The following is a 15,226-nucleotide window of genomic DNA, read 5'->3' on the forward strand; positions in this document are numbered from 1 at the left end:
GCTTACAAGAATAACCCGGAAAGGCAGGAGAGCATGATGATGGACGCGGTAAATACAGACCAAGCGAAGTCGAGGTTATATGTAAAAGAGACCCAATGTCCTTATTGCAGTGTGCAATGCAAAATGTCCGTAGAAGAGCTTGCTGCTCCCGTTGCGGGTCAGAAAGTGGCGGAGTATACGGTTCAGGGCGTTCCTAATAAGGCTTCGCAGGGCCGCCTGTGCGTGAAAGGGATGAATGCTCATCAGCAAGTGTTCAGTTCCGAGCGTCTGATGTATCCGCTCATTCGCCGTCAGGGAGAACTGACGCCGTGCTCATGGGATGAAGCAATGCAGACGATTGCTGATCGGTTGCAACAGCTACAAACGACGTATGGTTCTGATACCGTAGGCGTATACGGCGGAGGATCGTTGACCAATGAAACCGCATATTTGCTTGGAAAATTTACCCGCGTAGCACTCGGCAGCAAGTACATCGACTATAACGGCCGCTTTTGCATGTCAGCAGCAGCTTCTGCCGGTAGCAAGGTTTTCGGAATGGATCGCGGATTAACGTTTCCGCTTTCGGACATCCCTAAAGCAGCATGTATCATACTGGCAGGAACGAATGTAGCTGAGTGTCAGCCAACGCTCTTACCGTATTTTAATGAAGCGAAGGAAAATGGAACGTTTATTATCGTGATTGATCCTCGCAAGACAGCAACGGCAGCCATTGCTGATCTTCACCTCCAAGTGAAACCGGGTAAGGATGCACTGCTGGCCGATGCGATGCTGAAGGTAATTATGGATGCGGGCTTAGCTGATTCCAGCTTTGTTCAGAAACGTACGACCGGATATGAACAGCTTGTGCAGGAGATGGAAAGTCTCAATCTTGAGCAGGCCGCAAAAGCATGTGGGGTCGAACTGGACTTGATCCGTCAGGCGGCAATGGCTTATGGCGAGGCACATACTGGCATGATTATGACGGCACGCGGGGTGGAGCAACAGACGGACGGACACATGGCTGTAAGGCATTTTCTGAATATGGTGCTGGCAACCGGAAAGATCGGCAGAACGGGTTGCGGATATGGGGCAATTACCGGACAAGGAAATGGACAGGGGGGACGGGAGCACGGACAGAAAGCCGACCAGCTTCCAGGGTACCGTTCCATTGAAAATGAGGAAGACCGTGCATATATAGCATCTGTCTGGGGGGTAGACCCCGCTCTTTTGCCAGGCAAAGGTGTATCGGCTTATGAAATGATGGAACGTATCTATGAGCAGGACATTCGCGCATTGCTTGTAATGGGTTCTAATCCGATCGTTTCGAATCCGAATGTAAGCTTGGTAGAGGAAGGTCTGCGAAAGCTTGATTTTCTCGTCGTAGCCGATATGTTTCTGTCTGAAACGGCCAGATTGGCCGATCTTGTACTGCCCGTAACCGCTTATATGGAGAATGAAGGCACACTCACGAATCTCGAAGGGCGTGTTCTCCTGCGGGAACAAGGAAGGTCTGCACCGGGAGAAACGTTAGACGATTGGGACATTTTGTGCCGCATTGCCGAGAAGCTGGGCAAAGGTCCGTTGTTCCAATATGCGAAGGCTGAGGATATCTTTAATGAATTGCGAATTGCGAGTCGTGGCGGGGTGGCGGATTATTATGGAATCACTTATGAACGGCTGCGAAATGAACAAGGAGTGTACTGGCCCTGTCCTTCTGTAGAAGAGCAGGGCGAGGGAATGTTGTTTCATGAACGATTTGCCCATGTCGACGGAAAAGCTACGTTTACTCCGGGAGCCAGTCAAGGGTGGGATGATGTTTCGGAAGATTTTCCCTTGATTCTAACGAATGGGCGTATTCTCGCTCATTATCTAACAGGTGTGCAAACACGCAGAAGTCCAGCCCTTGCTGCTCGTGAGTTAGAGAACTTTGTGGAACTGCACCCGTCAACGGCAACTCGCCATCGCATCCGTGACGGAGAGTGGGTAGAGGTTCAGTCGGCCTACGGAAGCTTCACGGTCCGTTCGCGAATCAAGGCTTCCATCCGCGAGGATACGCTGTTTGTGCCCATGCACTGGGGTGGAATCCAAAATGTGAACCGGGCGACGAGGCCTGATCTGGATCCCTTCTGCCGGATGCCTGGATTTAAGACAGCGGCCGTGAAAATTCAGCCGTTACGACTGGTCTAACCATTTAATCAATGCATTGTTCCAAAAATAAATTGCTGCCCATCTCATGAGGTTTCGCGGGATGGAGCGGCTTTTTGCGTTTTATGTGCAACCGGGCTTTAGTGGGTTTCAACACACGCCCTAGTTCGTTGGTTCGATGGAAACATGAATATTGGCCCATGAAAGAGGTGAGCAATTTCGTTATGATGTTCATTAGGGGTACATATGTGCGTATTTGTTCTGTTTTGCAAGATGCCATTACAGGGTATTAACTGTTGATGAATAAGGAATCTATATATTTGTAATAAAATGGTTTTTTGAATTGATTTTGATTGAATTCATGAAAGGAGGAATGCGGCGTTGAATGTATGGATTACAGTGAAAAGTCTGGGCAAACGCAAACCGGCTCTTGCGAAACAAGCCGCTGAACTTCCGGAAACAACAAGCACGCTTCGGCTGCTTATCGAGAACATGGTTGGACAACAGGTGCAAGCTTTTCGAGAGAGAAAGGACGCAGCGGGGATGCTTGCTTATCTGATGCCCCAAGACATCGACGCGCGGGGTGCTGCGGGAAAAGTGGGTTTTGGCACAATACATGGCGAGGGCGTTCCCGATCTTGGGGAAGCGAAGGAAGCCGCGATACTTGCTTATGAGGACGGGCTGTACAAAGTATTTCTGAATGATGAAGAATTGGAAGATTTGGATCAGCCACTGAACATAGAGGATGGAGCTCATGTGACCTTTATCCGCTTCACGATGCTAGCCGGACGTCTGTGGTAAGGAGAGCAGAAGTAGTATGACAAGGAGGAGAACAGGATGAATCAGGAAGTTCAGGTAGAGGCGTATATTGAGGGATTACAGGAGAAAGCAGCTACGCTTACAGGGGCAAAGCTGGAAGTAGCGAAATATGTAATAACATTGGCAGAATCAACATACTTGCGTGGGGATGAAGAGGACTATTTTAATATAGAAAGACAGCTTGTCAACATTGCGTTGGAAACGCAGCAGCCATTATTCCAGCCGATCCTTGAGGTGCTTGAGCACCTGGCCTCTGAAGCGTTTGTTTCCAAATTCCGCTATATTGCTGAAGGAGCTACGCTGTATCCATATAGTACAAGCTATGAACGCAGACCTTTCCGGACCTCCGATCCAAGACAACATGTCGTTCATGTGATGCGCAAGTTGCTTGGTTTATTTCGGATGGAGGCCAGAGGGGTTAGTTTGAACGAGTATTTAACCGTTCGCGAGCCAAACATGCTTCATCAGCATGAGTTCCGTTCGGTATTGCCCGACTGTATCGCTTATGAACTGGATCATTCGAACATAGAAGTCAAGCAGGCACTGCACGATATTATTTATGGGGATAACCAGACTGCATTGCTGACGGGCGAAATGATCAAGGGTATCTTTATGAGTGAACAGGCCGAAGCCTATCACATGGTGGGTGAACTCCTGGTTGCAGCCAGACTGCAGGAAGGACTTCGTCAGAGCATTGTGGAACGAATGGACGAAGGCACGTTAGAAGCGTATATTTACATATTAAAAATCATTCTGGACAACAATCTGATTCGCTTCAGCTCTGTCGTCAGAGCATTGGGCGTGTGGACAGGGATCGGGATCGAAGCGGCCAACCAGCGTGTGGCGACACAATTGCTTGAACAGGTCTACGAAGCGCTAGTACATGAGGATATTCGTGAGTCGTGGAGACAGGAGAAAAATGCCAACAAGCTGTACATCAGTCTGTGGGCAACGGCGGTCATTGAAGAGAATGACTTGCAGCCTAAGGTTACAGAGATCATGGAACAGGGTGAGATGTACCAGAAGATTGTAGCCCAGTACGTTCTGGCCAACAGCCAGTACCTGGGGCTTCGTCTTGCTATGGCGCGTAATCATCTGGGTGTACAGCAACCGGAATTGATTCACTGGGTTGTGAAAAATTATACGGCGGCGTATTCGCACAATTGGAGCTTTGAAGAGGGAGAACACCAACGCAGTGTCTATGTGCCTCGCTGGGATGTGCTTGAAGATAAACAGGCACGGCGCCATGATTTTGATCAATTCAAACAGATGCTGGATTTCATTCCTAAGGGCGGTGCAGGCGGGTCTTCAGGTGTGCTGGATTTTGTGAACTATCAGATCGATAGTGATGACGTCATCAAAAAAATGTTGTATTTGGCTGCTTATGATATGGATGCGGACTGGATTGCTGAGATTATTGCTCTCAAGGATCGATTAAGCCCCGAAATGCGCGGAGAGCTTCTGTCGCAGTTTGTGCAAGAGCCTGATAACGAGGTGCAGCGCCAGTTTGTGTTTGAAAGTTTGTCTGACAAAAGCATGAGTAACCGTGAAAGTGCATTGCAAAAGGTGAAACGACTCTCGCTAACTGGCGATGAGTTGCAGCAGATGGAAGTACTGTTGAGGCTCAAAACGGGATCACTCCGGCAAAAGGTAATTCAAGTTCTGCTGTTGCAGCCTGTTGAAAATTTGAAGGATTCAGTTCAGCGATTACTGAGAACGAAGAATGAGCTACAGCGTCTGGGTGTGCTTGAATTGCTAACCGAGATTAAGACGGATGCAACACGGACTGAGCAGCTGGAACAGCTCAAGCCATTCGCAGAAGAACTAGAGAAGCCTACAGCCAAGGAACAGAAGCTGCTCGACAAACTGCTGGATGAAGGAAGTCGTTACACGGCCTCCAACGGATATGGTTTATTTGACCCGAATCAACGGCAGCCGCTGTTGGATGAAAAACGTGACCTTTCTGGCAACAAACCGAAGGATATATTTAATGGTTCACTGGATAAGATCAGTACTTTCCTGAAAGGATTAAATGAACTGGTTCATGAGCACAGGGATCATGAATATGTGGTGGAGTACTATGCAGGTTACAAAGATACTCTCTTAGTTGGAACCAGCCTTCGTTCCAAGGTTCCTTATGGCGATCGGTCGAAAATGAAACAACTGGATCAGTTTCCGCTGGAAGAAGTGTGGAAGCAGTATTTCGAGCAAAACGGTCTAACGAGTATTGAACTGTTACAGCTATATGTCGAACTGCAGTTAGGCAAGCTGAACGGCACCTTGGATGAACATTACTCCTTTTATCGAGAGCAGTATGATTACGACCAATTAAGGAAGATGCCATTACTAGAGGGTTGGCGCAAAACATTTGCCGAACAGACCTACCCATTGAATGAGATGGTGAAGCTGCACGAGATGATGGGCACACTGCCATATAAGGACCAGGTTCATACATTGATCTCAGCTGCATTTCTGGATAGTGATTCAGCTGAAATCTTTGAGACTGCAGAGAAGACGTGGGCTTCCATTATTTTAAGTATGCCTGGAGAGCAGATGGAGAAGGAAATGGGGATGCTTCAGATTCTGACAGACCCGTGGAAATATATCGTCCGGAATGCCGTGTATAACGATGCGAGCTTTAAGCGATACTTCCAGACAGCTTATCAATTCTCTCATCTGGTAGAGCCTTACCATCCGTTGTCTCTCCTGTCACTCGATGATTTCCTGCGAGCCTATCAATTAGAGCTGATTGACGATCAGGAGATTTACCGTCAGCTGTTGGTCGGACAGTCACGTTATTTGTTCATCCGTGACATGACCTCGGCGCGTACAGAGCGGATCAAAGATGATCCGAAGCTGATTCATCTGCGAGATACGGTGGTCAATCGCATTCTGGAGATTGAACTGACCCGGGGAGAACTATCCACTGAAGTGAGTAATCTGGCTATGAAACTGGAACGCATTGAGGGCATGGAACATTGGGTGCATCTGGTTGCGGCCATGGATCAGGATACGTTTGTTCGTGGGTATATTTATAGTTATGGTGAAGGGAATACAACGCGTAAAGAAATGTTCAGTTATCTGATTAAGCACTGTCATCCACGGACTGGGGAAGATGAGCAGCTGCTGGCAGAATTGTTGCAGAAGTATCCGGTTAAGGAGAAAAAGCTGCTGGAGGCCGCCATGTATGCACCGCAATGGATGGAACTTGTGGCGAAACATCTAGGCTGGAAAGGACTCCGCAGTGCGGCTTGGTATTTCCATGCTCACATCAATGAACAATTCAGTGCGGAGAAGGAAACAATTGTTGCGCATTATTCTCCAATTACCCCGCAGGACTTTAATGATGGGGCCTTCGATATCGCCTGGTTTGAAGAGGCTTATGCTGAGGTTGGAGAAGAGCGATTCAACCTGTTATACGATTGTGCCAAATATATCTCTGGCGGAGCCAACCATCGCAGATCACAATTGTTCGCGGATGCTGCGCTTGGCAAACTCAGTCTGAAGGACATGCATGATTCGGTCGCTGACAAGCGTAACAAGGATCATTTATTGACCTACAGTCTGATTCCGCTGGCAGAGGAACGGGATCGGGATGTAAGAGAGCGTTACGACTTTATCCAGAAGTTCCAGTTGCAGAGCAAGCAGTTCGGGGCACAGCGGCGCGCGAGTGAAGGGTTGGCTTCCCAGATTGCACTGGGTAACCTTGCACGAAACGCGGGTTATGTTGATGTAACACGTCTCATGTGGGATATGGAAGCGCGTAAGCTGGATGAGGTGAAATCGTATTTCGAACCGTATGCACTGGACGACGATACGACGGCTCAACTCGTCATTGATGAGGAGGGGCAGTCTGATCTCGTCATTGTCAGCAAAGGCAAAGTGCTGAAGTCGGTTCCGGCTCGTCTCAAAAAGGACGGATACATTGCACAGTTAAAGGAGTTGAAGTCCGATCTGACCGATCAGTATCGACGCGCTAGACAGGAACTGGAGCGTTCCATGATAGCAGGCACGACCTTTGCTCGTCAGGAGATCGCGAGTCTGATGCTCAATCCGGTTATTCATCCGCTACTCAGGACGTTGATCTTCAAATCAGGTGAACAGCTTGGAAGATTTGATGTTGCCTCCGGTGGATTGCTTGCTCCAGGCACAGAGGGAGTTACTTATGCCTTGAAGGAAGAGGATCAATTGCTGATTGCGCATCCGCTGCATTTGTATGAGAGCGGCAAGTGGAGTGAATTCCAGCGTGATCTGTTTGTTCGTCAGGAACGTCAGCCGTTTAAACAAGTGTTCCGCGAACTGTATCTGCCAAATGAAGATGAGCTTGCTCAAGGTATGGTTTCTCGCCGCTATGCAGGTTATCAGATTCAGCCGAATAAAACGGTAAGTTTGTTGAAAAGCCGTCAGTGGACGGTAAGTTATGAAGAGGGATTGCAAAAGGTGAGTTATGAGCATAACTTGATCGCTAACCTCTATGCAATGGCGGACTGGTTCTCTCCAGCAGATACGGAAGCACCTACGCTGGAGACCGTTCAATTCTATGATCGTCGCACGTATAAACCTGTAGAACTGAAGGATGTACCGCAGGTGTTCTTCTCTGAGGTCATGCGTGACATTGATCTCGTGGTTAGCATCGCACATGTGGGCGGTGTGGACCCAGAGGCAAGTCTGACGACCATAGAGATGCGACATGTCATTGTGAGTGAGTCTTTGCGTTTGCTCAAGATGGATAATGTGCGTTTGGACGGCAATTATGCACGAATCGATGGTGAACTGGGTGAATATGCCGTTCATTTGGGAAGCGGCAATGTCTTCAGGCAAGCCACTGGTGCAATGTATATCGTGCCTGTGCATAGCCAGCATCGCGGACGAATCTTCCTGCCGTTCCTGGATGAAGATCCAAGAACTGCCGAGATTCTGTCCAAGATCGTACTGCTCGCTGAGGACAAGAAAATTAAAGATCCGCAGATTCTTGCACAGCTTCAGAATTAAAGATAAAAGGTAGAGGTGCAGCATTAGTGCGCCTGAATGAATTTAGACCGCCTCACTTGAGGCGGTCTATTGGTTATACCATTTTTTAATGAGAGAAGCAGCGGTGTAATCTATGCATTGGATTGGCCTATATAATAGTGTTGTTTGCAGATGCTGAGGATGACAGGATATGTTAAGATATACGCAGGAATCAAGGTACATACGAATCGGTACACGAGTAAGTATGAATGGGATTCTGAGCTACATTATGTTTTCAGGCAAAGGAGAGTGCACAAGACATGTTAATGGTACCTTATCGGGAGCAGGATCACGCCAAGTTAGTAGCCATCTGGGAGCGTGCTGTTCGAGCAACGCATACATTTCTGGAGGAGCACCACATTCTGTTTTATAAAAAGATGGTCAGTGAAGCATTGGAACAAAAACAAGTAGAAATATGGGAAGCGCTGGATACTGAACAAGAACCGATCGCTTTCATCGGTCTGGACAATAGCTTTATTGAGATGCTGTTCGTGGACGAGTATTTTCAGGGACAGGGCGTTGGGCGATTTCTGATTCATCAAACGATGAAAATGAAGGGCACTGAGCTTAGAGTAGATGTAAATGAGCAGAATGAGGATGCAGCCCGGTTTTATGAGAAGATGGGATTTGTACAGACAGGACGATCTGAACTGGACAGCTCAGGTAATCCTTTTCCGTTGCTTCATCTGGAGATGAAGCGAGCAGAGGCTTAATTAGGGGAAATCATCTGTCAGGCTTGAGTGAGAATGGTTTAAAATGAATCTGAATTACTTCGCATGTTTGGTTCAGTGCGGCTATTCATCAAGCCTGTCGAGTAAAGTGACGACAGGTAAAAGTAAAAACCCCGGTGGTAACTCCTGTATGGGAGTTACCACCGGGGTTTTGAGTCTCCCTTACTGGTGAACCGCGGTCATTAAACCGGGCAGGGAGGGGCTATTTTTCAAAAAAATTAATGTTTCTCTTCCTCGTCCAGGAACGGTTTGTTTACTGCATAATACATGAAGCCCATCAGCAACACGCCCCCCACCAGATTACCAAGCGTCACAGGCACCAGGTTGTGAATCACACCACCGAACGAGATCGTGCCCGGGTGGTTTAACACAAGCGCAATCGCAAACGTACACATATTCGCAATGCTGTGCTCATATCCCGAGATGAAAAAGCAGAACACAAAGAGCATCATGGCAAACATTTTGGCACCATTCTCTTTCATAAACATCGGCACAAAGAACGCCAGGCACACAAGCCAGTTACAGAGGATTCCGCGGAAAAAGAGCTGCATCGCCGGGGCTTCCATTTTGTGCTCGACTACACTTAGCAGAAAACCGTTAACTTGGGCTGAATCAAATAGTCCCGTCAGGTAGATCAGCAACGCGAACACCGCCGCTCCCATCAGATTTCCGCTATAGCTCGCAATCCACAGCTTAACGACTTCAAGCCAGCGCAGCTTTTTGCGTAATGCCGCATAGGTGTAATAAAACGTATTGCCTGTAAATAAGTCACCGCCGCCATAGGCAATCAAAATAATTGCCGCACCGAACGTAATGGCCGCCATCGGGTATGTAAACGGGGAATTCTCCATATAGAAGAAATTGCCCGTCTTAAAAGCCACGATGACCCCGAAGCCGATAAACATGCTGGCCAGCATGGAGCGTGACAGATATCGCAGCAAACTTTGCTTGTAGATTTTGTGTTTCTTCATAGCAAGCTGCTCGACACCCCGTAAACCTTCCGTTTCCATAATTCGCCTCCTGTATGTAATGAATCATCCAACTTTTCTACATTATACCTGTAATTTGCTTCAATAGTGGACCGAAATGAAAGAATTTAAACTATAGATTATTAGATCGCCGAGAATCCGAAGGCTGGCGTATGTATGATTGTACAGAAATCTTCAAGATAGGAACCTTAACGTAGAAACGCTTAACGAGATAAACTAATGTATAAACAACTCACGTAGGGTACCCTTCCACAAGGGAAGGGCTTTAATCTATTTGGGATCAGGCTCCTGCTTGTATTGCTCCACGGGAAAAGGGAACATGCAACTCTGCCAAATGTCATTCAGTTGTGCTTCTGTCCGTTCATGCGGAACATGCTCTTCGGCGTAAGACCGTTCCAGCTTATTGCGCATAAAGGCTTCCGCATGGGGATTAGGGCGAGAGTGAAACTGTTTGGCATATTCGCCGTGAACGTCTGCTTCTCTCAGTTTGCTTAGTGCACTATTTAATAAAGGGCTGCCTGCATACAACAAGGATTCAGTCTCTTCACATTCAAATTTGAGAAAAAGAAGTGCCTTCTGAATGGCATGAATCTCGCCTTGAGTAAGATGTACTGTTTGAGTCGTTTCTTCTGTTAAACGTTCGCCAGCTTGATCTGGTGATTGCTGTTTGTCGTTCGAATTCATTAATGATCACGACCCGAGATAGATTGAAGTTCCCGTGCTGCCGAAGTACCGAAATCGGGATGCGTTTGCAGTGATTCTAGCGCCAACACAGCATGTGGGAGATGTTTGTTTGCTTTTACAATATCAAAAGCAGCACTTTGAACCAGGATGTAGGCTTCCGCTTGAATAACATCCAGAGCCAGCTGAATTTCTGCTTCGGTAACGGGGAGAAGAGCTAACGCTAGTAGAGCATAAATCTGTACATCCTCGTCTTCTTCGGGATTACGTACCAGCTGTCCTGCAGCTTCACGGATGTTAGGCAAGAGGGGAGAAGTTTCTGCCATACCGAGGGCACGCCAAGCTTCGATACGTACTAAATCTTCCTCCTGCATATTCATACCAAGAGCAAGGACTTGCGCAGTGAGTTCAGCATCATGTAATTCGATGATCTGACGAAGTGCTTCCTGTTTTTCTCCTGATGTGGCTACATCAAAATGAGGAGATCCAATTGCAACATGTTTTTCTTTATCTTCATTAGACATGTATATCATTCACCTCCTGAATAAGTTCAAGATTGGGGTGGGAGTTGAATTGGGCGTACTTGAAGCGCCTCCTCTATGACCTGCTCCGCGGTTAACTCACGTTCGTCCCAAAAAATCAGATTGCTAACCTCTGCATAAGGCAAAGCCTCCTGCACCTCTGTTAACATATCATCCAACTCTTGCTCCGTCCCTTCCGCGTTCATGATTTTGCGAACTAATACGACGAGATGTTCATGATTGGACATTACAGTACCTCCTGAATAATGAAATGTATTAAATGAGAAGGTGGTGCAGGCTCGTTTAGTCGGACATAGGCTCGTCCCATCGATCATATTTTACGAAAATGGGTAGCATTTTTGGTGCTAATGTGAGATCTGGGCCAGCACCTTTTGACGCCCTATAAGAAATGATATATTCCCCAAAGTGCGGCTCATATTCAAAGTGTTCAAATGTGATCGTTTGATCTGGATATTTGACAGCTACGTATAAGGTTGTAGCTCCTCTAGCCAGCAATTCCTTCACCAGAGGGATCTGAGCAGAGAGCAAAAATACAATCAGCACAATGATAGCGCGTTTCATGTAACGTTTAAGAAAACGAGTCAAAGACAAAACCCCCTATCTGAAGACCAGTCTAAGCATTAGTCTATCATTGATAAGGGGAAAGTTCATGGTAAAAAGGTCGTTGTTTAGTGCATCGTAATCGCGATATTGCCGAACTGCTCGCCTTTTTCCATGCGTTCAAACGCCTGTGCCGTATTTTGCAGTGGATAAGTGCTGTCTACCACAGGGTGAATCTTATGTTTTTTTACCCAATCCAGCATCTGCACAAACTCCTCACGGCTGCCCATAGAAGTGCCGATCAAGCTGATCTGCGGAAAAAAGATCGAACGAATCGGCAGATGTAAATCATCGCCTGAACTTGCGCCAAACATCACAATTCGCCCGCCAGGTCTGATGACACTTTCGTATTTGGGAAACATCACGTGTCCAATGCTGTCCAGAATGATGTCTACAGGCTCGCCAGAATTCATCGTGTTATTCCAATCCGAATGACTATCCCAGGCTTGATCAGCCCCAAGACGCAATGCCTCCATTCGTTTAACCTCACTTCTGGAGGTTACGGTTACCTTGGCTCCAGAAGCTACAGCCATGAGCAGGGCATACGTAGCGACGCCACCTCCAATGCCCGGAATTAGAAGGTGCTCGCCTGCTTTCAGCCCGCCGCGAGTGAACAGCGCACGATAAGCCGTTAGCGCGGACAGAGACAATACACCAGCTTCGATCCAGGAGAGATGTTCAGGTTTGGGCAGCACATTGCTGGCAGGCAACGTGATATATTGTGCTAGTGTTCCATCCGAAGGGCCTCCGACTATATCTGGAACGACAGGTACGTCTGCGGTATGCTCCCAGCCAAGCGTCGGATGAATGATGACTTCTTGGCCTATGGAGATATGTTGCACGTCTTTGCCGACTTCAACCACAATGCCTGCCCCGTCCGATCCGGGAATAAGCGGCGTGTCTTGAGGCGTACGATCTGACATAATGAAGAGATCCCGGTGATTAAGTCCAGCTGCGCGAAGCTCTACAACGACTTGTCCGAGGCCTGCTTCAGGTGTTGGACAGGTTGAATATTGAAGACCTTCAAGGCCGGGTTGACCTGAATGTATAATTGCATTCATCGTTTTGGATACGTTCATGGATGTTACCTCCCTGTATGATATAAGTTATTCTGTCATCGTTCTTAGAGCTCTTATAAGGTAGATAGACGACTCATTACGGAGTCATTGTACAGGTGAGATGGAAACACGTAAAATAAACAAAAATGAAGGTCAGTATCATGAATATTGATAGATAAGAAACGTTCACATAAAAACAAGCAGGTGAAAAGCAAATGGATGCAGGTGATTTGAAAATATTCCAGGCGGTTGCCCGCGAAGGCAGTATCAGCAAAGCCGCTATTGTACTTAATTATGTTCAGTCCAACGTGACCACACGGATCAAACAATTGGAAGATCAGCTTCAAGTGCCGTTATTTCATCGCTCTAATCGGGGGATGCTGCTCACTCCGGCAGGGGAGAACCTGCTGGGATACGCAGATCGAATATTGGAATTATTAGATGAAGCAGAGCAGGCCGCACAGGAAGGAAGTCCACCGACAGGAAACCTTCGTTTGGGTTCGATTGAGACTGCAGCCTCCCGTTTCCTGACACCGCTTCTGGCGGAGTACTGCGCATGTTATCCGAAGGTACGTTATTCCCTTGTCACTGGTGGCACACACGAGCTGAATCAGAAGGTTATCGCCCATGAGTTACATGGCGCTTTGGTGTATGGCCCGGTCAAACATGAGAAGCTGAATTATATAAAAATGTATGACGATGAACTGGTGCTCATCGTTAAACCGGGCGAACATGACATGTCAACACTGCTCAGCAAGCCGATGTTATTTTTTGAGGTTGGATGCACGCACCGAGCTCAGGCGGAGGATTTTTTGAAAACCCAAGGGGTTCATTCATTAAACGTCATGGAATATGGGACACTCGATACCATTATTAACGGCGTTACTTCCGGGTTAGGCGTGTCCTTATTGCCCCGTTCTTCGGTGGTTCAAGCGGCATCCAGAGGTGAGGTAGACATTGTATCACTGCCTGATCCGTATTCTCGTTTGGAAGTAGGATTTGTGTATGCTCATGGTGAACATACTTCTAACGCACTTCAGGCTCTAGTGGAGATTATGACGATACCGGAACAGTAAAGGAGAGGTTGATTTTGGCAAATAACAAATTAACACTTACCGACGCATTCGGTCAGGCGGCGTACATTGTAGGCGGGCACGGCAGCCGCAAAGTGAAAGTGCTGCAGGAAGCGCTGGAACAGGTGGATGGAGAAACGTTCAGTGACCACTACGGGAATGGCTCAATCATTGATGAGTTTCAACAGGAGATGGCAGATGTGCTAGGGAAGGAATCGGCGGTTTTTTTCCCAAGTGGTACGATGGCGCAACAGATTGCACTTCGCATCTGGTGTGACCGGGCAGGTATCAAGCGAGTTGCGTATCATCCGCTGTCTCACCTGGAGATTCATGAAGAAGATGGGCTAAAGGAGCTGCATCAGATTGAAAGCATTTTGCTGGGCGAGGCGGATCGTTTGATTACACTGGGCGATGTGAAAGGGATTAAAGCGAAATACGCTTGTTTGTTACTTGAGCTACCGCAGCGTGAAATTGGCGGGCAACTGCCGGCTTACGAGGAACTGGAAGCAATCTCGGCGTATTGCCGCGAGCAAGGGATCAAGCTGCATCTGGACGGAGCACGGCTGTTTGAGATCACACCTTATTATGGGAAAACACCTGCGGAGATTTGCAGTTTGTTTGATAGTGTATACATCTCTTTTTACAAAGGTATTGGCGGCATTGCAGGAGCTATTCTTGCTGGGGAACAGGACATCATGCAGGAATCCAAGGTGTGGAAACGGCGGCATGGCGGCGACTTGATCGGGTTGTACCCGTATATTCTCAGCTCCCGGTATTATTACAACGAACGTGTTGGCAAAATGGGACATTATTACGAGCAGGCCAAGGAACTGGCCTCACTGTTTAATGCATGCCACGGAATCAGAACGGTTCCTGATCAGCCTGTGTCCAATATGTTTCACGTTCACTTTGCACTCGCAGCTTCCGAGGTAGAGCCCTTGCTCGTGCAGATGGCGCAGAAGTTTGATATCGCCATTACATCGTATCTGAACAAAACCGGAGGTAATAGCTGCTCATTCGAAATGTCGACAGGGGATCGATACGATACGGTGCCGCAGGACAAGCTACGAGCCGCACTAACTTGGCTGGATGGGGAGTTACAAAACAGATGAGATCCGTGGAACTAGACCCGATTCGAGAGTTGTTGGTGCAAGCATATGGTACAACGATGGGAAGTGGCAGTAAACCTGAAACCGAGCAGGACATCGAGAATTTTGAGCAAAAGTACCAAGTGAAGCTTCCTGCGGCATACCGAGCGTTGTTGCTAGAATTCGGGGCCTGTAACTTTGGTGACCCCGCTTTGTATTCAGTAAAAGAGCTAGACTGGGCGTATCCCGAGTTTCTGGATGCATATCGAGAGTACGAGCAAGAATACGACCTGCCCGGCGGGCTTCAGCTTTTTCCAATCGGCGGATTTGGTGAGGGTAGTATAGCCGTTCTGGATGAGACCTCTGGCAAAGTGATGATGCTCATTCATGACAGCGGGGAGGATGTTCCGTTAGTAGAGATCGAGTCTGATTTTTGTGCAATCATGACGATGCATGCAGAGTCTGCCATCTGGGTGGAGGAGCAGATGAAGTAACGGGGAGAGGGGAGGTG

13 protein-coding genes are annotated in these 15,226 nt (G+C 47.7%); 7 read left to right on the forward strand and 6 right to left on the reverse strand.

From position 1 onward, the window contains the following. Positions 1-39 precede the first annotated feature (39 nt). From nasC to FS818_RS14830, 4 genes are all read left to right on the forward strand, one after another. The gene (gene nasC, locus FS818_RS14815) at positions 40-2,166 is read left to right on the forward strand and encodes an assimilatory nitrate reductase catalytic subunit NasC (RefSeq protein ID WP_145332945.1); all 2,127 of its coding nucleotides are present in this window, start codon (positions 40-42) and stop codon (positions 2,164-2,166) included. 339 nt (positions 2,167-2,505) lie between these two features. After that, a complete protein-coding gene (locus tag FS818_RS14820) occupies positions 2,506-2,925 on the forward strand; it encodes a hypothetical protein (RefSeq protein ID WP_145332946.1) in 420 nt (139 codons plus the stop codon). Positions 2,926-2,961: 36 nt separating this feature from the next. Beyond that, positions 2,962-7,935, forward strand: a complete 4,974-nt coding sequence (locus tag FS818_RS14825) for a DUF4132 domain-containing protein (protein WP_145332947.1) — start codon at positions 2,962-2,964, stop codon at positions 7,933-7,935. A gap of 278 nt (positions 7,936-8,213) precedes the next feature. Beyond that, a complete protein-coding gene (locus FS818_RS14830; protein ID WP_145332948.1) occupies positions 8,214-8,666 on the forward strand; it encodes an acetyltransferase in 453 nt (150 codons plus the stop codon). 236 nt (positions 8,667-8,902) lie between these two features. On the opposite strand, the gene FS818_RS14835 is transcribed toward FS818_RS14830, so the two are convergent. From FS818_RS14835 to FS818_RS14860, 6 genes are all read right to left on the reverse strand, one after another. Beyond that, positions 8,903-9,694 (reverse strand): formate/nitrite transporter family protein, encoded by a 792-nt coding sequence (locus FS818_RS14835; RefSeq protein WP_145332949.1) that lies wholly within the window; start codon positions 9,692-9,694, stop codon positions 8,903-8,905. 249 nt (positions 9,695-9,943) lie between these two features. Next, positions 9,944-10,357, reverse strand: coding sequence for a hypothetical protein (locus FS818_RS14840; RefSeq protein ID WP_145332950.1), 414 nt, complete (start codon positions 10,355-10,357; stop codon positions 9,944-9,946). Then, the gene (locus FS818_RS14845; protein WP_145332951.1) at positions 10,357-10,878 is read right to left on the reverse strand and encodes a HEAT repeat domain-containing protein; all 522 of its coding nucleotides are present in this window, start codon (positions 10,876-10,878) and stop codon (positions 10,357-10,359) included. The genes FS818_RS14840 and FS818_RS14845 overlap by 1 nt, the downstream gene beginning before the upstream one ends. A gap of 26 nt (positions 10,879-10,904) precedes the next feature. Then, positions 10,905-11,123: a bacteriocin immunity protein gene (locus FS818_RS14850; protein ID WP_145332952.1), complete on the reverse strand. Its 219-nt coding sequence runs from the start codon at positions 11,121-11,123 to the stop codon at positions 10,905-10,907. 55 nt (positions 11,124-11,178) lie between these two features. After that, positions 11,179-11,481 (reverse strand): hypothetical protein, encoded by a 303-nt coding sequence (locus tag FS818_RS14855; protein WP_145332953.1) that lies wholly within the window; start codon positions 11,479-11,481, stop codon positions 11,179-11,181. Positions 11,482-11,564: 83 nt separating this feature from the next. After that, positions 11,565-12,557: a quinone oxidoreductase family protein gene (locus FS818_RS14860; RefSeq protein ID WP_145333465.1), complete on the reverse strand. Its 993-nt coding sequence runs from the start codon at positions 12,555-12,557 to the stop codon at positions 11,565-11,567. Positions 12,558-12,769: 212 nt separating this feature from the next. Between FS818_RS14860 and FS818_RS14865 the strand changes: the two genes are divergently transcribed. The 3 genes from FS818_RS14865 to FS818_RS14875 are packed head-to-tail and all read left to right on the forward strand — an operon-like array spanning position 12,770 to position 15,209. After that, a complete protein-coding gene (locus tag FS818_RS14865) occupies positions 12,770-13,630 on the forward strand; it encodes a LysR family transcriptional regulator (protein WP_145332954.1) in 861 nt (286 codons plus the stop codon). Between the two features lie 14 nt (positions 13,631-13,644). Further along, positions 13,645-14,739, forward strand: a complete 1,095-nt coding sequence (locus FS818_RS14870) for a threonine aldolase family protein (RefSeq protein WP_145332955.1) — start codon at positions 13,645-13,647, stop codon at positions 14,737-14,739. Further along, positions 14,736-15,209 carry an SMI1/KNR4 family protein gene (locus FS818_RS14875; RefSeq protein ID WP_145332956.1) on the forward strand — a complete coding sequence of 158 codons (474 nt, stop codon included), beginning with the start codon at positions 14,736-14,738 and terminating at the stop codon, positions 15,207-15,209. Before FS818_RS14870 ends, FS818_RS14875 begins: the two co-directional genes overlap by 4 nt. Positions 15,210-15,226 lie beyond the last annotated feature (17 nt).

It is taken from the genome of Paenibacillus xylanexedens (assembly GCF_007680605.1).
Taxonomy (GTDB): Bacteria; Bacillota; Bacilli; order Paenibacillales; family Paenibacillaceae; genus Paenibacillus; species Paenibacillus xylanexedens_B.